Consider the following 18253-nt stretch of genomic DNA (forward strand, 5'->3'; position numbering starts at 1 on the left):
CTCGTGGGCCGGGATGGCCGGGGAAACGAGGCTTTTGACTCGGCGTTCCGGGGTTTGTTCCGAGCCGGTTGTCGAGGCTATCAAGCAGCCCAGGTCAGTGGTACCAACCTGTCATTTCTATCAGTAGCGCTATGCGCTCGACATCCTAATACTGGTAACAACAATTCACATCAAGCAGGCCAAGATGATGAAGAAGCACCCTGACTCTGACCGCACACCTCATTCCTCTGCCTACACCCCCTACGGTTATGCAATTAATGCACCCGAAGAGCAACGTCTCTTGGCGTTCAATGGCCAGCTGCGAGATGCATTGACAAGTTTCTATACCCTTGGTAACGGTCATCGCATTTACAATCCCGTCCTGCAGCGATTTCACTCAGCTGACGGGTTAAGTCCGTTTGACGCAGGTGGTATTAATGCATATGCCTACTGTAGTGGCGATCCAGTCAATCGGTTAGATCCATCAGGTCAAAGCTGGCTGAGTCCATTTAAAGGCATCGCCAACCTATTCGGGCGGACCAGAAGTCGTGATAGAGTTCAAACCCAAGCACAACTGCAACCCAAACTAACCCCAGAAGAACTACAATCTGCTCGACGACAGGGCAAAGAGCCCCCATCCTTTGCTCAAACTGAATCGGAGGATCTACTGCTTCCGAACTATCAATACATTGAAGACAAATTGCCTCCACGGGTACAGCAACAACTTTCCCAGATTCGGGAGCGTAGAAGAATAATCCATGCTGACTTGAGATATATGAGAAGACATCCCGACAACGCCCCTGAGCACATGAGGGCAGAACTGAAGCGTCTCGGTGAATCATCGTTGCGCCTTCGCAGTCGCTTACGCAGCGATCTCACGCAACCCGTCAGTTTCTCGCCAAAGTATTCAACTGCCATTAATGAAATTTCGTCCTCAACTCCAGACGCTAGTCTCATCAGGCGTTAGTGTTCCGCAGGCGTGTTTACTGCGAAGCTTCCCCAAGAACTTGGTGCAAGTGCTCATATCGTCGGGGGCTGCTTCGCAGCCCTTTCGCGACACAAGGCCGCTCCTACAACGGGCGATGCAGACTTTAAAGTCGGTGATGCAACCGTAAAAAAGCCCCTCGACAGGAGGGGCACTTGTTACTCGACGCTGATTACGCCGCACCCCACATCTTGTGCGGGTCAATCACAAACTTCTTCGGCACACCCGCATCAAACTCGCCATACCCTTCCGGCGCCTGATCCAGGTTGATCACCTGCACCCCTACCACTTCTGCAATGTTGATACGGTCCCACATGATCGCCTGCATCAGCTGGCGGTTGTACTTCATGGTCGGGGTCTGGCCGGTGTGGAAGCTGTGCGATTTTGCCCAGCCCAGGCCAAAGCGGATGCTCAGCGCGCCGATCTTGGCGGCGGCATCTACCGCGCCTGGGTCTTCGGTCACGTAAAGGCCCGGGATACCGATGTTGCCGGCAACGCGGGTCACTTGCATCAGCGAGTTCAGCACGGTAGCCGGGGCCTCATGCTTGGCACCTTCGTGGCCATGGCCACGGGCCTCGAAGCCGACGGCGTCGACGGCGCAGTCCACTTCCGGCTCGCCAAGAATGTCGATGATCTGCTCGTGCAGCGGGGTGTCCTTGGACAGGTCGACCACTTCAAAGCCCTGGGACTTGGCGTGGGCCAGGCGGGCCGGGTTCAGGTCGCCGACGATGACGCAGGCAGCGCCCAGCAGGCGGGCCGAGGCTGCAGCGGCCAGGCCGACCGGTCCAGCGCCTGCAACGTATACGGTGCTGCCTGGGCCTACGCCAGCCGTCACGGCACCGTGGTAGCCGGTGGGCAGGATGTCGGACAGGCAGGTCAGGTCACGGATCTTTTCCATGGCCTTGTCGCGGTCCGGCAGTTTCAGCAGGTTGAAGTCGGCGTATGGCACCAGCACGTACTCAGCCTGGCCACCGGTCCAGTCGCCCATGTCGACATAGCCATAGGCACCACCGGCGCGGGCTGGGTTGACGGTGAGGCAGACACCGGTGTGCATCTCTTTGCACGAGCGGCAGCGGCCGCAGGCAACGTTGAAGGGTACCGACACCAGGTCGCCGATTTTCAGGCGTTCGACGTCACGCCCCATCTCGACGATTTCACCGGTGATTTCGTGGCCCAGGACCAGGCCAACCTGGGCAGTGGTACGGCCGCGGACCATGTGCTGGTCGGAGCCGCAGATGTTGGTGGAGACCACCTTCAGAATGACGCCGTGTTCGATCTTCTTGCCGCGCGGATCCTGCATTTTCGGGTAGTCGATGTGTTGCACTTCGACCTTGCCGGCGCCGAGATATACCACTCCACGATTGCCAGACATTGCTTTTACCTCGCTTGATTTTTATTTATGCAGCGTTGGTTGAAGCGCCGCCATCCGTGGGCGGCATGTGTTACTGGAATGCAGGAGATTGTGGGCCTGATAGGGCGGGTTGCACTGACTGGAAGCGACAGAGGGATGTCTTTTAGCGGCAGGCACAAAGGTGTGAGGCCATTCGCGGGACAAGCCCGCTCCCACAGGCTCACCGCTCTTTCGAACATGGCGATGAACCTGTGGGAGCGGGCTTGTCCCGCGAAGAGGCCGGTACAGGATGTCAGAGAACGACAGTCCGATTTGCGTTGAGGAACACCCGCCGCTCGATGTGATACCCCACAGCACGCGCCAGGGTCAGGCATTCGATATCCCGCCCCTTGGCAATCAGGTCTTCCGGATAGTGGCTGTGGTCCACCACCTCGACCCCCTGGGCAATGATCGGCCCTTCGTCCAGGTCGTTGTTGATGTAGTGCGCCGTGGCGCCCACCATCTTCACGCCCTTGTTGTAGGCCTGGTGATAAGGCTTGGCGCCCTTGAACCCTGGCAACAAGGAGTGGTGAATGTTGATCGCCCAGCCATCCAGGCGCCGGCACAGCTCGGGCGACAGCACCTGCATGTAACGGGCGAGAATAACCAGCTCGGCGCCGGTTTCCTCGATCACCTGCAGGACCTTGCGCTCTTGCCCCGCCTTGTCATTGGGGTCGAGTGCGAAGTGGTAATAGGGGATCTTGTGCCAGTGCGCCAGGGGTTCGAGGTCGGGGTGGTTGGACACCACTGCAACCACGTCCATGCCCAGCTGGCCGATGCGCTGCCGGTACAGCAGGTCGTTCAGACAGTGGTCGGCCTTGGACACCATGATCACCACTTTCGGGCGGTGGTTCGGTGCGGTCAGCTCGAAAGCCATGCCGAACGCTTCGCTGCGCTCGGCCAGGCCGGCACGGAAGCCCGTTTCGTCGAAATCGTCCGGCTGGCGGAATTCGACACGAATGAAGAAGCGCCCCGACTGCCGGTCATCGAAGGAGTGGTGCTCCGTCACGTAGCAGCGCTGCTCGAAGAGGTAACGCGTCACCACGTCGACGGTGCCGAGCATGCTCGGGCAGTCGGCGGTGAGAATCCAGGTATCCGGTGCCCGACTCATGTTCTGCTCTCCTTAAGCCTCGATGCTCAGGCCGTATTCGGCCGAAGCGTCCTGCAACCACAGCCACCAGTAGTCGGCAAAGCTGCGGCGAATCACCAGCTCCCAGGTGTCTTCGGCGGTACGGCGGATCACCAGTTGCGACTTGGCGAACACAGTGCCCACGGCCTTGCCCACCGGGAAGTTGTTCGGGTGAACATCATAGCTGGTGGATTTCATCAGCACTTCGCGCACGTTCGGGCCGCGCAGTTCCAGCAGGCTTTGCCCGCCGCTGACGTTGACCACCTGAATATGCTGGCCTTCAAGGGCTGCACGCAGCTTTTGCTCGACCGCCAGTTCCTGGCCACCGGGCACGATCAGCAGCCACTCGTCGGGGCCGACCCATTGCAGCGACATGTCGTTATTGGCGACCACAGTCAGGGCTACTGGCAGCTCCAGGCCCAGGGCCTTGTGCACGCCGGCGGCGAATTCCGGGTTATGGCCGTCGCCACGCAGGGTCAGGTGGCCAAGGAACTTGCGTTCACGCAGGGTCACGCCTGCGTTCTTGCGGCCTTTGCCAACCAAGCTGGCCAGGTCGGCGTGGTGCAGTGGCGACTGGGCCTTGGCCTCGGCGCCGGGGTTTTGCTGGAAGACGTTGATAGCGCTCATTTCTTACCTGCCTTGAATTCTGTTGTCCGTAAGACCAGAGGTCACATGCAATGCCCGAATGCTAGCGGTGGCCTGTGGGAGCGGGCTTGTCCCGCGAAGAGGGCGGTAAGGCCACCATCGCATTCGCGGGGCAAGCCCGCTCCCACAGGGCTTGCATTTCAAGCAGACCTATCTCAGGGCCTTAGACGTTCTGCCGCTCACCCTTCGGATCGAAGAACACCGAAGACACGATTTCCGCTTCGATCACGCTGCCATCTGCCTGCGGCGAGTAGACACGCTCGCCCATGCGCTTGAGGCCGCCTTTGACCACACCCATGGCGAATGAATAGCCCAGGGAGTTGGATGCGTAGCTGGAGGTAACGTGGCCAACCATGTCCATCGGGATCGGCTGTTTAGGGTCGAACACCAGTTGGGCGCCTTCCGGCAGCCACTTGGTCGGGTCGACCGGCTTCAGGCCTACCAGCTGCTTGCGGTTCTCGCGCACGCAGTCTTCACGGTTCATGCCACGCAGGCCGATCCACGAGAACGGCTTGTTACGGCCAACGCACCAGCTCATGTTCAGGTCGTCCGGGTTCATCGAACCGTCGGTGTCCTGGCCCACGATGATGAAGCCCTTCTCGGCACGCAGTACGTGCATGGTCTCGGTGCCATACGGGGTCAGGTTGTACTTTTTACCGGCCTCGATGATCTGTTCCAGCACGCCCATGGCGTAGTTGGCCTGCACGTTGACTTCGTACGACAGCTCACCGGTGAACGAGATACGGAACACTCGGGCCGGCACGCCGCCGACGTTGCCTTCCTTCCAGGTCATGAACGGGAAGGCTTCCTTGTCCATGTCGATGTCGGTCAGCTCGCTGAGCAGCTTGCGGCTGTTGGGACCGGACAAGGTCATGGTGGCCCAGTGGTCGGTAACCGAGGTGAAGTACACCTTCAGCTCTGGCCATTCGGTTTGGTGGTACAGCTCCATCCACTGCAGCACGCGGGCAGCGCCGCCGGTGGTGGTGGTCATGATGAAGTGGTTGTCGCCAACGCAGGCGGTTACGCCGTCGTCGAAGACCATGCCGTCTTCCTTGCACATCAGGCCGTAGCGGGCCTTGCCCACATCGAGCTTGGTCCAGGCGTTGGTGTAGATGCGGTTGAGGAACTCGCGCGCGTCCGGGCCCTGGATGTCGATCTTGCCCAGGGTCGAGGCGTCCAGCAGGCCCACGCTGTCGCGCACGGCCTTGCACTCGCGGGCCACGGCGGCATGGATGTCTTCACCGGCTTTGGGGAAGTACCAAGGGCGCTTCCACTGGCCAACGTCTTCGAACTCGGCGCCGTTCTTCACGTGCCAGGCATGCAGGGCGGTGAAACGCACGGGTTCGAACAGGTGGCCACAGTGGCGGCCCGCTACCGCGCCGAACGTGACCGGCGTGTAGTTGGGGCGGAACATGGTGGTACCCATTTCCGGGATGGTGATGCCGATCGAACGGGCGGCGATGGCCAGGCCGTTGATGTTGCCCAGTTTGCCCTGGTCGGTACCGAAGCCCAGCGCGGTGTAGCGTTTTACGTGCTCAACCGACTCGAAGCCTTCACGGGTGGCCAGCTCGATACCGGCGGCGGTCACGTCGTTCTGCTGGTCGACGAACTGCTTCGGCCCCTTGGTGCCTTTGTCGTGCGGCACCTGGAACAGTGCCACGGTGGCCTCTTCCTTGCGCGCCACGGTTTTTGGCAAGGTGCCGACAGAGGCTTTGAAGCCCGCCTCGGTGGCTGCGCGAACGCCGCCTTCGAAACCGTCGGCAATCACATCACCAAGGGCGTAGACGCCGTTGATACCACCCACGCACTCACGTTTCTGCGGTGCATCGCCCGGCACGAAGCCGAGGATGTCGTCACGCCATACCGGGCGACCGCCCAGGTGCGAAGCCAGGTGCACGATCGGGCTGTAGCCACCGGAGGTTGCGATCAGGTCGCACTCAAGGGTTTCGCCTGGGCTGGTGACTTTGTGCGCCTGCACATCGATGGCCGCCACGCGGGCGCCGGTGACATGCTTGCTGCCTTTGGCCTCGACCACGGCGCTGGAGGTGAGGATGCGGATGCCTTTGGCACGCGCCTCTTCAACCAGCGAGCCCCGTGGGTTGTGGCGGGCATCGGCGATGGCGACCACTTGCAGGCCAGCGTCGTGCCAGTCCAGCGCGGCGCGGTAGGCGTGGTCGTTGTTGGTCGACAGCACCAGCTTGCGGCCCGGGGCCACGCCGTAGCGGCGAACGTAGGTGGAGACTGCACCGGCCAGCATGTTGCCCGGTACGTCGTTGTTGCCGTACACCAGCGGGCGCTCGTGGGCGCCGGGCGCCAGCACCACGCGTTTGGCGCGTACACGGTGCACACGGTGGCGTACCTGGCCGATCGGTGCGCGGTCACCGAGGTGGTCGGTGAGGCGCTCGTGAATGGTCAGGAAGTTATGGTCGTGGTAGCCGTTGACCGTGGCACGTGGCAGCAGGGTTACGTCCGGCAGCCCTTCCAGCTCTTTGATCACGGCGTTGACCCAGTCGGCGGCAGGCTTGCCGTCGAGGGTTTCGCGGCTGTCGAGCAGGCTACCGCCAAACTCTTCCTGCTCGTCAGCCAGGATCACACGGGCGCCGCTGCGCGCAGCAGCCAGTGCAGCGGCCAGGCCAGCAGGGCCGGCGCCGACGATCAGCACGTCGCAGTGCTGGTTCATGTAGTCGTAGCTGTCCGGGTCGTTCTGCAGCGGTGCACGGCCAAGGCCTGCAGCTTTGCGGATGTACTTCTCGTACGTCATCCAGAACGATTTCGGGTACATGAAGGTTTTGTAGTAGAAGCCCGGCGGCATCATGCTGCCGCCCACCTTGCCGAGGATGCCCATGACGTCGTTGTTGACGTTCGGCCAGCCGTTGGTGCTGGTGGCGACCAGGCCGGCGTACAGCGCCTGCTGGGTGGCGCGCACGTTCGGGATCTGGGTGGCTTCGCTGGAACCGATCTGCAGGATGGCGTTCGGCTCTTCAGTGCCGGCAGCGATGATGCCGCGTGGGCGCGAATACTTGAAGCTGCGGCCGACGATGTCTACGCCGTTGGCCAGCAACGCAGCGGCCAGGCTGTCACCGGCATAACCCTGGTAGGTCTTGCCGTTGAAAGTGAAGTTCAGGACCTTGCTGCGGTCGATGCGGCCGCCGCTGGCGAGGCGATAGGTCTGGCTCATACTTTTTCCCCTTGGCCTTTGACGGTCGACGGTGCGTTCGCAGCTTTACCGTTGGCGGTCACTTGCGGCTTTTCGCCAATCTTGTAGGTTTCCAGAATTTCGTAGGTCACGGTGTCGCGGGTGACGTTGAAGTACTGGCGGCAACCGGCAACGTGGTCCCACAGTTCATGGTGAATACCGCGTGGGTTGTCACGGTAGAACATGTAGGTACCCCACTCCTCGTCGGAGCAAGCGGCAGGGTCCAGCGGGCGGGCGATGTGCGCCTGGCCAGAGGCGTGAAACTCTTCTTCGGAGCGCAGCTCGCCGCAGTGGGGACAGAAAATATGCAACATGACGGTGTCTCCGGTTAGTGGGCGACGGCGGCGGCGCCGTGTTCGTCGATCAGTGCGCCGTTGTAGAAACGGTCCATGGAGAACGGCGCGGCCAGCGGGTGCATTTCGCCCTTGGCCAGGCTCGCGGCAAAGACGTTGCCCGAACCGGGGGTCGCCTTGAAGCCGCCAGTACCCCAACCGCAGTTGAAGAACATGTTCTTGACCGGGGTCTTGGTGATGATCGGGCAGGCGTCCGGCGAGGTGTCGACGATGCCGCCCCACTGGCGGTTCATGCGCACGCGCGAGAGGTTGGGGAACATCTCGACGATGGCCTGCAGGGTGTGCTCGATCACCGGGTACGAGCCGCGCTGGCCGTAGCCGACCCAGCCGTCGATACCGGCACCGATTACCAGGTCGCCCTTGTCGGACTGGCTGATGTAGCCGTGCACGGCATTGGACATGATCACGCTGTCGATGATCGGCTTGATCGGCTCGGATACCAGCGCTTGCAGCGGGTGCGATTCCAGCGGCAGGCGGAAGCCGGCCAGCTTGGCCATGTGCCCGGAGTTACCGGCGGTGACCACGCCGACGCGTTTGGCGCCGATGAAGCCTTTGTTGGTTTCCACACCAATGACCGCGCCGTTTTCCTTGCGGAAACCGATCACTTCGGTCTGCTGGATCAGGTCCACACCCAGGGCGTCGGCAGCGCGGGCATAGCCCCAGGCCACGGCGTCGTGGCGGGCCACGCCACCACGGCGCTGAACGGTTGCGCCAAGGATCGGGTAGCGGGTGTTCTTCGAGCAGTCCAGGTACGGGATTTCGGCCGCGACCTGGGCGGTGTTCAGCAGCTCGCCATCGACGCCGTTGAGGCGGTTGGCGCTGACGCGGCGCTCGGAGTCACGAATGTCCTGCAAGGTGTGGCACAGGTTGTAGACGCCGCGCTGGGAGAACATCACGTTGTAGTTGATGTCCTGGGACAGGCCTTCCCACAGCTTCATGGCGTGCTCGTACAACTGCGCCGACTCATCCCACAGGTAGTTGGAACGCACGATGGTGGTGTTACGGGCGGTGTTGCCGCCGCCCAGGTAACCTTTCTCGATCACGGCAACGTTGGTGATGCCGTGCTCTTTGGCCAGGTAGTAGGCCGTGGCCAGGCCATGGCCGCCACCGCCGACGATAACCACGTCGTACACCTTTTTAGGGGTGGGCGTGCGCCACATGCGCTGCCAGTTTTCGTGGTGGCTGAGGGAGTGTTTGAAGAGGCCGAAGCCCGAGTAGCGTTGCATGGTCGTTTACTCCACTCAGCGGTAAACAGGGAAGTCTGCGCACAGCGCCGCGACGTTCTTCGCCACATCGGCTTCGACGTCTGCGTCACCGAGGTTGTCGAGGATGTCGCAGATCCAGCCGGCCAGGGCCACGCACTGCGCAACCTTGAAGCCGCGGGTGGTGACGGCCGGGGTGCCGATGCGCAGGCCCGAGGTGACGAACGGCGACTGTGGGTCGTTCGGCACGGCGTTCTTGTTGACGGTGATGTGCGCGCGGCCCAGGGCGGCGTCGGCATCTTTGCCAGTGAGGCCCTGGCGGATCAGGCTGACCAGGAACAGGTGGTTGTCGGTGCCACCGGACACCACGTCGTAGCCGCGGTCGATGAACACCTGGGCCATGGCCTGGGCGTTTTCGATCACTTGTTGCTGGTAGGCCTTGAAGCCAGGCTCCAGCGCTTCCTTGAAGCACACGGCCTTGGCGGCAATCACGTGCATCAGCGGGCCGCCTTGGGCACCCGGGAATACAGCGGCGTTCAGCTTCTTCTCGATCTCTTCGTTCGACTTGGCCAGGATCAGACCGCCGCGAGGGCCGCGCAGGGTCTTGTGGGTGGTGGTGGTAACCACATCGGCGAACGGGATCGGGTTCGGGTACAGGCCAGCGGCAACCAGGCCGGCTACGTGGGCCATGTCGACGAACAGCAGCGCACCCACCTTGTCGGCAATGGCGCGGAAGCGTGGGAAGTCGAGGGTCTTGGAGTAGGCCGAGAAACCGGCAACGATCATTTTCGGCTTGTGCTCGACCGCGAGGCGCTCGACTTCGTCGTAGTCGATCAGGCCGGTGCCGGTGTTGATGCCGTACTGCACTGCGTTATAGAGCTTGCCCGAGGACGACACTTTGGCGCCGTGGGTCAGGTGGCCACCGTGGGCCAGGCTCATGCCGAGGATGGTGTCACCGGCCTGCAGCAGGGCCAGGTAGACGGCGCCATTGGCCGACGAGCCGGAGTGCGGCTGTACGTTGGCGTAGTCGGCACCGAACAGCTGCTTGGCGCGCTCGATGGCCAGGGCTTCTACTTTGTCCACGTGCTCGCAGCCACCGTAGTAGCGCTTGCCCGGGTAGCCTTCGGCGTACTTGTTGGTCAGGCCGCTGCCTTGGGCCTGCATGACGCGCTTGCTGGTGTAGTTCTCCGAGGCGATCAACTCGATGTGATCTTCCTGGCGCTGTTCCTCGGCATTCATCGCCGCCAGCAGTGCGTCGTCGTAACCCTGGATCTGGTCTTGCTTGCTGAACATCGTGTATCTCCCGGCAGCGATCGTTTTTTTGTCGTGGGGCACTGTGGCCCTTTGTGGCGATGGTATGACTGGCGGGGTCGGGTCAGATGCCTGCGCACGCCTTGCAATGGCGCGTTTACGACATTGCCTTTGGGTTGATGCTGCCGGCCTCTTCGCGGGGCAAGCCCGCTCCCACAATGATTGCTGTATGCATGGCCATTGTGGGAGCGGGCTTGCCCCCCGAAGAGGCCGACGCAGATCCCACTGAAAGCAGCTTGTATAGGCAACCGCTGAATCGATGGTTTAGAGTGCTGTTCTGCGTCGTTCACAGGACCGTGTCATGACAGATAAGAGCCAACAATTCGCCAGCGACAACTATTCCGGTATCTGCCCCGAAGCCTGGGCGGCGATGGAAAAGGCCAACCACGGCCACGACCGCGCCTATGGCGACGATCAATGGACCGAGCGCGCCTCGGAATACTTCCGCAACCTGTTTGAAACCGACTGCGAGGTATTTTTCGCCTTCAACGGCACCGCCGCCAACTCCCTGGCCCTGGCCTCGCTGTGCCAGAGCTACCACAGCGTCATTTGCTCCGAGACCGCCCACGTCGAAACCGACGAATGCGGCGCGCCGGAGTTCTTTTCCAACGGCTCCAAGCTGCTGACGGCCGCCAGCGTCGACGGCAAGCTGACGCCAGAGTCCATCCGCGAAGTGGCGCTGAAGCGCCAGGACATCCACTACCCCAAGCCGCGGGTCGTGACCATTACCCAGGCCACAGAAGTGGGCACCGTGTACCGCCCCGACGAGCTGAAGGCGATCAGCGCGACCTGCAAGGAGCTGGGGCTGAACCTGCACATGGACGGCGCGCGCTTTACCAATGCCTGCGCATTCCTGGGCTGCAGCCCGGCCGAGCTGACCTGGAAGGCCGGTGTGGATGTATTGTGCTTCGGCGGCACCAAGAACGGCATGGCGGTGGGTGAAGCAATCCTGTTCTTCAACCGCCAACTGGCCGAAGACTTCGATTACCGCTGCAAGCAGGCCGGTCAACTGGCGTCGAAAATGCGCTTCCTGTCTGCGCCATGGGTGGGGCTGCTGGAAGATGGCGCCTGGTTGCGCCATGGCAACCACGCCAACCATTGCGCGCAGTTGCTGGCATCGTTGGTGAGTGACTTGCCGGGGGTGGAGCTGATGTTCCCGGTGGAGGCCAACGGGGTGTTCCTGCAAATGCCGGAGCCTGCGATTGAAGCGCTGCGCGGCAAGGGGTGGAGGTTCTATACCTTTATCGGCAGCGGCGGGGCACGGTTCATGTGTTCCTGGGATACCGAGCAAGAGCGGGTGCGCGAACTGGCAGCGGATATCCGCAGTATCATCACCGCCTGACAGGCCCCAATCGCTGGCAAGCCAGCCCCCATATGGACCACACAAGGCTCAGGCCTGTGGTGATCCTGTAGGAGCTGGCTTGCCGGCGTTGAAGCCCACACCGATCTAAAGCCTGAACCCACCCATCTGCCGCGCCAGGTCATCAGCCAAGCCACGCAACGCCTGGCACTCTTCACGGCAGCCCTGAACTTCCGCCGCCGTCTCCCGGGCCAGGTCAGAAATCCCCTGCACCGTGCGGTTGATCTCTTCGGTCACCGCTGACTGCTCTTCGGTCGCCGTGGCCACCTGATGGTTCATGTCGCTGATGTGTTCCACCTGGTCGGTAATCGCGCCCAACGACGCCCCGGTACGCTGGCTTGATTCAACGCCACTGCCGGTCGCCTGCTGCCCCGCCTGCATCGAGCTCACCGCCGAACCCGCGCCCTGCTTCAGGCGCTGGATCATCTGCTGCACTTCGTCGGTGGACAGTTGCGTACGTCGCGCCAGCGTTCGCACCTCGTCGGCCACCACAGCAAACCCGCGCCCCATCTCCCCGGCCCGCGCCGCCTCGATGGCTGCGTTCAGCGCCAGCAGGTTGGTTTGTTCGGAAATGCTGCGGATCACCGCGAGAACTTCATCAATAGAGGCGACTTCGTTGGCCAGCTGGCTGACGGCATCGGCTGCCTTGACGATGTCGCCCGACATGCCCTCGATGCCCTGAATCGAACGCCGTACCACCTCACGCGCCTGCAAGGCTTCATCCCGTGCCGACTGCGAGGCCTGCGCCGCATCACCCGCATTGCGGGCAATGTCCTGCACCGTCAGGCCCATTTCGTGCACGGCAGTGGCAACCATTTCGGTCATTTCCTGTTGCCGCCCTGAGCGCTCGGCCGTGTTGTCCACCACTTGGGTTACCTGCTCAACCGCACGATGCAGCCGTTCGGAGGTGTGCAAAACCTCGCCAATCAGGCTGCGCTGGCTGTCGAGAAAGCGGTTGAAACCCCGGGCCAGGTCACCCAGCTCATCCTGGCGCGAGTCATCCAGGCGGTGGCTAAGGTCGCCTGCGCCACTGCCAATCTGCACCAGCGCAGCGGTAACGCGGCGGATAGGCCGCACCAGGCCGCGCGCCAGCAGCACCACCAGCAGCAGCGACACCAGGGCCACACCGCCACCGATCAGGCTGGTCAGCCATACCGCCTGATGCATTTGCGCGTAGATTTCCGACTCCGGCACCTCGGCCACCAAGGTCCAGTCAAGGTCGCGCAGGGGCAGGCCGAGTGCCAGATACCGTTCACCGTCACGGCTGAAGCGGCTGCTGCGCAGGCCTTCGCCGCCCGTCATTACAGCCTTGGCAGCGTCCGTACCGAGTTGCTCGGTGAGCTGGCGCTTGCCACTGAAGGCAGCGTCCGGGTGCACCTGGATCAGGCCATCGTTACGTACCAGAAAGACCTTGCCATGCTCGCCAAAGCTGAAGTCGTGAATCAGCTTCGACAGCTCGGTCATGCGCAGGCCCATGCCGGCCACGCCCACCAGCTTGCCAGCCTTTTCCACGCGATAATCGATGAACAGCGCCAGCTCCCCAGTGGCTCCGTCGATGTCGATGTTGATAAACCGCTCGGCGCCGCTGTCGATGTAGCCGTAGAACCACTTGTCCTTGGGGTTGCTGCGGCTGAGGGTACGGTCCAGGCCATTTTCGTTGTAGTAATGGCCGGTTTCGGTCGAGGCAAACAAGGTGGTGAAGGCGCGGTTGCGCTGTTTGGCGGCGCCCAGGTATTCGATGAATGCCGCAGCCTGGGCGGGGTCTTCACCGGCAGCCAGCCAGTCGCGCAGCAGCGTGTTGCCGGCAATGTCCGCCGCAGCCACCAGTGGCTGGCCGAGCATGCGCTCGATGTCATTGCGGATGGCCTCGACACTGGCAGGCAGGGCAGTGTCGACCAGGTAGCGGTCGGTGAGGCGGTTGAGCGCCACGGTGAAGATGATGACCACCACCAGGATGCTGGCCAACAGGGCTGCGCCCATGCTGGTGATCAACTGCCACTGGATGCTTTTACGCCAGATACGCATGCCCCTACTCCCCCGCACATTATTGTTTTGCGAGAAGTGTATACACTTGCGTATCCAGTTAATCCAGTGACCTGGAACAATGAGTTGGGGCTTTGGGGCGCAAAGCGCCCCAGCTATCGATCAGGACTCTGCAATGGTCCGCACGATGGCGTCCACCGTGGCGTCGATCTGCGCCTGGGTACGCGCAAGGGTCTGCTGATGTTCTTTCTGCAGTTCAACCTGTTTGGAGCACAGGTTAAGGGCAGCCAGCACCAGCAATTTGTCACCGATCAGGGTCGGGTACTGACGCTTGGTTTCGTTCAGGGCGGTGTTGAGCATCCGCACCGCCTGGGCCAGGGTTTCTTCCTGGCCTTCGGGCGCCTTGATCGAATAGTCGATGCCGAGAATCGACACGACATTGACCGGCTGCTCTTGCAATCTCATGCGCCAGCAACGCCAGCGCTGGCGCGATCAACCAGGGCCTGCAGGCGGGCGGCGGTGCTGCCGTTCTTCTCTTCCTGCTCCATCAGCGACAGCTGCAGGGTTTCGTTTTCTTCCTTGGCCTGGGCCAATTGCGTGCCAAGGGCGGTGTTCTGCTCGGTGAGTTGAGCGTTCTTCTGCATCAGGTCGCTGACCAGTTGCTCGATTTGATTCAGGGAAGCTTCCAGCATGGGTCTATCTCAGGTTGTTGCGAGGGGCGCACACGATAAAGAAAAGCGCGGCCCATCGCCATTAAAAATCGGATTCACAAGGTGTCTGGCCCGCAGATTGACAGGGTAATCACCCCCTTGTTCCGACCTGGGTCAACCGCCGGTCAGGAAAAGGTTAGCGCGCTCACAAATTTAGCGGGGCGCGCTCAAGACTGGCCAGTCACGACCGATAGCCCGGCAAGTCATGTTTTGTCGCACTTCGCGCACTCTTTATCCCTTGCCTGGATCTTCCCCTCCATGTCTCTACGCAACATGAATATCGCCCCGCGCGCGCTGCTCGGCTTCGCGCTCATCGGCCTGCTGATGCTCGGCCTTGGTATCTTCTCACTGGTGCAAATGGGCAACATTCGCCAGGCGGGCGTGGCCATCGAGCAAGTCAACGTGCCCAGCATCAAGATCCTCGACGAAATCACCGCGCTCAACCTGCGCATGCGCACCCTGTCCTATCGACTGCTGATCAACCGCGAGCCTGCCATCCAAAGCGATACCCTCAACCTGCTAGACCAGCGCAACAGCCAGATCGACCGTGCGCGCCAGGCCTATTTGCCGATGATCGCCGCCGGTGATGAACAGGCGGCGTTCGACCAGTACGGCCAGTTGCTCAACCAGTACCGCCAGCTGGAATCGCGCATGCGCAGCCTGAGCCAGGCCGGCCGCGTCGACGAACTGCGCGACCTGCTCAACCGCGACCTGCTGGCCAACTCCGAGCAAATCAACAAGGTCATGGAAACCCTGGTGCGTATCAACACCGAACAGACCCGTTCCACCAACGAGAAGGCCGCCAGCCAGTACGACACTGCCTTCACCCTGGTGATCGGCCTGCTGGTTGCCGCTACCGTGCTGACATTCGCGTGCGCCCTTTTGTTGACCCGCAGCATCGTCAAGCCGATTGATGAGGCGCTCAAATGCGCCGAGCAGGTCGCCGACGGTGACCTGACCCACATCATCCGCGCCGAAGGCACCGACGAAGCCGCCCGCCTGCTGCGTGCCATGGCCCGCATGCAAGACAAGCTACGCGACACCCTGCAGCAGATCGCCGGCTCCGCCACCCAGCTGGCCTCGGCGGCCGAAGAATTGAACGCCGTCACCGACGAAAGTGCCCGTGGCCTGCAACAGCAGAACAACGAAATTGAACAAGCCGCCACTGCCGTGACTGAAATGACCAGCGCGGTGGAGGAAGTGGCGCGAAATGCCGTGAGTACCTCAGAGGCATCCAGTGAAGCCAGCCGTTCCACTGGCGACGGTCGTGACTTGGTGATGGAGACGGTGGGCGCCATCGAGCGCATGAGCGGTGACGTGCAGGCCACAGCAAAACTGATCACGCACCTGGCCGAACAGTCGCGCGACATTGGCAAGGTACTCGACGTGATCCGCGGCCTGGCCGACCAGACCAACCTGCTGGCGCTCAATGCTGCCATTGAGGCGGCGCGCGCCGGCGAAGCGGGCCGTGGCTTTGCCGTGGTAGCGGATGAAGTGCGTGCGCTGGCGCACCGTACCCAGCAGTCGACCAGCGAGATCGAACGGATGATTGGCAGCATTCAAGGCGGCACGGAAGAGGCAGTGGAGTCGATGCGCACCAGCACTGAACGCGCCGAGTCGACGCTGAACATCGCCCGCGGTGCTGGCTTGGCGTTGGACACCATTGCCGGGGCGGTGGCACAGATCAACGAGCGTAACCTGGTGATCGCCAGCGCGGCGGAAGAGCAGGCACAAGTGGCGCGGGAAGTGGACCGCAACCTGGTGAACATCAATGACCTGTCGGTGCAGAGTGCTACGGGGGCGCATCAGACCAGTGCGGCGAGTGCTGAGCTGTCGCGCTTGGCCGTGGACCTGAATGGGTTGGTGGCACGGTTCCGTACATGACAATGTTGGGGCCGCTGTGCGGCCCATTCGCGGGACAAGCCCGCTCCCACAGGTTCGGCGCTGGCTTTAGGGATTCTGTTAGCCTGCCAGAGGCTCGGCGCTGGCTTGAGGGATTCTGCTAGCCTGCCAGAGGCTCGGCGCTGGCTTGAGGGATTCTGTTAGCCTGCCAGAGGCTCGGCGCTGGCTTGAGGGATTCTGTTAGCCTGCCAGAGGCTCGGGGCTGGTGTGAGGGCTACGGTGAGCCTCCCCCAGGGTCTGTGCTGATCTGAAGGGTACGGTGAGCCTGTGGGAGCGGGCTTGCCCCGCGAAGAGGCCAGCGTTGCTACCCAACATCCAGAAAACATTCCACACCGCACGCCACTGACATCTCACCTAGTGTTGTCCCAGATCTCACATCAGGGACCCCACATGGACTGTGCCCAATCCCATCTGCTGCGCCGCGGCCGTTTTTCTCAGCCGGGGGGGCTTTACCTGCTGACCACGGTCACTCATGAACGTCAGCAGATCTTCACTCAATTCAACTACGCCCGTGGCGTGATCCAGCAACTGAGACAGGCGGAGCTCGATGGGCTTTGCCGGTCCCTGGCCTGGGTGGTCATGCCCGACCATGTGCATTGGCTGATTGAGTTGCAAAGTGGCACGTTGAGCTGCTTGATGCGCAGGTTCAAATCACGGAGTAGTCATGCGCTCTATCAGCGGGGCATGTCACGCAAGAAAATATGGCAGCCGGGCTATCAGAACCGGGCCTTGCGGCGGAAAGAAAGTGTGCTGCACGTGGCGAGGTACATCGTTGCCAATCCCATAAGAGCCGGGCTGGTTGACCGTGCGGGCGACTACTCACATTGGGATGCTGTATGGATCTGATGGCCCTTTCGCGGGACAAGCCCGCTCCCACAGGTTTACCGAAACCTTCAGACCAGGGGTAAACCTGTGGGAGCGGGCTCGTCCCGCGAATGGGCTGTAACGCAGCCCCGGCTTTACAGGATCAGTAATCGATCCGCACATCCCCTTTCGGCACGCTGCAGCACGACAGGATATAGCCCTCGGCTTCATCCTCTTCGGTGATGCCGCCGTTGTGCTCCATCTCCACTTCGCCGCCCAGCTTGAGCACCTTGCAAGTGCCGCAGATACCCATGCCGCAGGCTTTCGGGATCATCAGGCCAACCTTGGCTGCGGCCGCATGCACAGTCTCGCCCGGGGCGATGCGGATGCTCTTGTCGCTGCCGATGAACTCCACCAGGTTGAGGTCGGATACATCCAGCTCCGGTGCGTCGGCCGCCTGTTCGGCGTGCTCCACCGCATCGGCCTTGGCCTCGGCCGGCGTCGCACCAAACGACTCCTCGTGATAATTCTTCATGTCGAAACCGACGGCTTCGAGCATGCGCTTGACCGCCGTCATATAAGGCGTCGGGCCGCAGCAAAACACCACGCGCTCCATGTAGTCAGGGGCGATCAGTTCCATGAGTCGCTGATTCAGGTAACCGCGGTACCCCGCCCATGGCTCGCCCAGGCCATGCTTCTCGCAAATGATATGCAGGCTGAAGTTGGGGATGCGGGAGGCCATCTGTTCCAGCTCGCGATGGTAGATGATGTCCTTCGGCGAACGGGCGCTGTGCACGAACACCATGTCGACGTTGGCGTTGGTGTCATAGAACCAGCGCGCCATCGACATGACCGGCGTAATGCCGACACCGCCCGACAGGTACAGCGCCTTGCCCGCCGGGAAGTCGATGGCGTTGAACAGCCCCACCGGGCCGTGTACCGGCAGTTCGGCGCCTTCGTGCATGGTGTCGTGCAAGAAGTTGGACACCAAGCCACCCGGCACGCGCTTCACTGTGATCGAAAAACTGTAGGGCACCGACGGCGAACTGGAAATGGTGTAGGAACGCATCACCGGCTTGCCTTCGATCTCCAGCTCCAGGGTGACGAACTGCCCGGGCTTGAAGAAGAACATGATCGGCTGGTCGGCCATGAAGCAGAAGGTGCGCACGTCCCAGGTCTCCTGGATGACCTTGACGCAGCGCACGATGTGGCGGCCGTTGGCCCAGGTCTGGGTAGTGACCGGATTGAGGAAGGTATCGGACATGTTCATCTCCAGCAGCCGACTAGTGGGCCTTTTATGGCTT

15 protein-coding genes and 1 pseudogene are annotated in these 18253 nt (G+C 61.9%); 5 read left to right on the top strand and 11 right to left on the bottom strand.

Annotated elements, in window-relative coordinates:
- The first annotated feature begins 184 nt into the window (after positions 1 to 184).
- Positions 185 to 946, top strand: a complete 762-nt coding sequence (locus LU684_RS30710; protein WP_080640990.1) for an RHS repeat-associated core domain-containing protein — start codon at positions 185 to 187, stop codon at positions 944 to 946.
- Between the two features lie 190 nt (positions 947 to 1136).
- Here the strand turns inward: LU684_RS30710 and fdhA are convergent, their stop codons facing one another.
- The 7 genes from fdhA to LU684_RS10485 all read right to left on the bottom strand — a co-directional run bounded on the left by fdhA (position 1137) and on the right by LU684_RS10485 (position 10172).
- Positions 1137 to 2336, bottom strand: a complete 1200-nt coding sequence (fdhA, locus tag LU684_RS10455) for a formaldehyde dehydrogenase, glutathione-independent (protein ID WP_016484541.1) — start codon at positions 2334 to 2336, stop codon at positions 1137 to 1139.
- Positions 2337 to 2607: 271 nt separating this feature from the next.
- Positions 2608 to 3465 carry a formyltetrahydrofolate deformylase gene (gene purU / locus LU684_RS10460; RefSeq protein WP_016484540.1) on the bottom strand — a complete coding sequence of 286 codons (858 nt, stop codon included), beginning with the start codon at positions 3463 to 3465 and terminating at the stop codon, positions 2608 to 2610.
- Positions 3466 to 3477: 12 nt separating this feature from the next.
- The gene (locus LU684_RS10465; RefSeq protein ID WP_016484539.1) at positions 3478 to 4110 is read right to left on the bottom strand and encodes a sarcosine oxidase subunit gamma; all 633 of its coding nucleotides are present in this window, start codon (positions 4108 to 4110) and stop codon (positions 3478 to 3480) included.
- Between the two features lie 181 nt (positions 4111 to 4291).
- Entirely contained in the window at positions 4292 to 7306 is a 3015-nt protein-coding gene (locus LU684_RS10470; protein WP_016484538.1) for a sarcosine oxidase subunit alpha, read from the bottom strand.
- On the bottom strand, positions 7303 to 7638 hold the full coding sequence (locus LU684_RS10475) for a sarcosine oxidase subunit delta (RefSeq protein WP_016484537.1): 336 nt from the start codon (positions 7636 to 7638) through the stop codon (positions 7303 to 7305). Before LU684_RS10475 ends, LU684_RS10470 begins: the two co-directional genes overlap by 4 nt.
- A gap of 14 nt (positions 7639 to 7652) precedes the next feature.
- Positions 7653 to 8903, bottom strand: coding sequence for a sarcosine oxidase subunit beta family protein (locus tag LU684_RS10480; protein ID WP_016484536.1), 1251 nt, complete (start codon positions 8901 to 8903; stop codon positions 7653 to 7655).
- Between the two features lie 15 nt (positions 8904 to 8918).
- Positions 8919 to 10172: a serine hydroxymethyltransferase gene (locus LU684_RS10485; RefSeq protein ID WP_210669095.1), complete on the bottom strand. Its 1254-nt coding sequence runs from the start codon at positions 10170 to 10172 to the stop codon at positions 8919 to 8921.
- Positions 10173 to 10491: 319 nt separating this feature from the next.
- On the opposite strand from LU684_RS10485, the gene LU684_RS10490 reads away from it, so the two are divergent.
- Positions 10492 to 11532: a threonine aldolase family protein gene (locus tag LU684_RS10490; protein ID WP_016484534.1), complete on the top strand. Its 1041-nt coding sequence runs from the start codon at positions 10492 to 10494 to the stop codon at positions 11530 to 11532.
- 105 nt (positions 11533 to 11637) lie between these two features.
- Here the strand turns inward: LU684_RS10490 and mcpH are convergent, their stop codons facing one another.
- From mcpH to LU684_RS10505, 3 genes are all read right to left on the bottom strand, one after another.
- Complete coding sequence (gene mcpH / locus LU684_RS10495; RefSeq protein WP_016484533.1) at positions 11638 to 13575, bottom strand: methyl-accepting chemotaxis protein McpH; 1938 nt, start codon at positions 13573 to 13575, stop codon at positions 11638 to 11640.
- A 120-nt stretch (positions 13576 to 13695) separates the two neighbouring features.
- Positions 13696 to 13998 carry a cell division protein ZapA gene (locus LU684_RS10500; RefSeq protein WP_016484532.1) on the bottom strand — a complete coding sequence of 101 codons (303 nt, stop codon included), beginning with the start codon at positions 13996 to 13998 and terminating at the stop codon, positions 13696 to 13698.
- Positions 13995 to 14225 (bottom strand): hypothetical protein, encoded by a 231-nt coding sequence (locus LU684_RS10505; protein ID WP_016484531.1) that lies wholly within the window; start codon positions 14223 to 14225, stop codon positions 13995 to 13997. The genes LU684_RS10500 and LU684_RS10505 overlap by 4 nt, the downstream gene beginning before the upstream one ends.
- Positions 14226 to 14516: 291 nt before the next feature.
- Between LU684_RS10505 and LU684_RS30715 the strand changes: the two are divergent.
- The 3 genes and pseudogenes from LU684_RS30715 to LU684_RS10515 all read left to right on the top strand — a co-directional run.
- Positions 14517 to 15272: pseudogene (locus tag LU684_RS30715) on the top strand (MCP four helix bundle domain-containing protein); the annotation flags it as partial.
- Entirely contained in the window at positions 15264 to 16127 is an 864-nt protein-coding gene (locus LU684_RS30720; protein ID WP_404943222.1) for a methyl-accepting chemotaxis protein, read from the top strand. The pseudogene LU684_RS30715 and the gene LU684_RS30720, both read left to right, overlap by 9 nt.
- Before the next feature lie 408 nt (positions 16128 to 16535).
- Positions 16536 to 16991 carry an REP-associated tyrosine transposase gene (locus tag LU684_RS10515; protein ID WP_232894621.1) on the top strand — a complete coding sequence of 152 codons (456 nt, stop codon included), beginning with the start codon at positions 16536 to 16538 and terminating at the stop codon, positions 16989 to 16991.
- A 121-nt stretch (positions 16992 to 17112) separates the two neighbouring features.
- Here the strand turns inward: LU684_RS10515 and gbcB are convergent, their stop codons facing one another.
- Complete coding sequence (gene gbcB, locus LU684_RS10520) at positions 17113 to 18213, bottom strand: glycine-betaine demethylase subunit GbcB (RefSeq protein ID WP_016484528.1); 1101 nt, start codon at positions 18211 to 18213, stop codon at positions 17113 to 17115.
- Positions 18214 to 18253 lie beyond the last annotated feature (40 nt).

This window comes from Pseudomonas sp. NMI542_15 (assembly GCF_021283425.1).
Classification (GTDB): Bacteria; Pseudomonadota; Gammaproteobacteria; order Pseudomonadales; family Pseudomonadaceae; genus Aquipseudomonas; species Aquipseudomonas fortuita.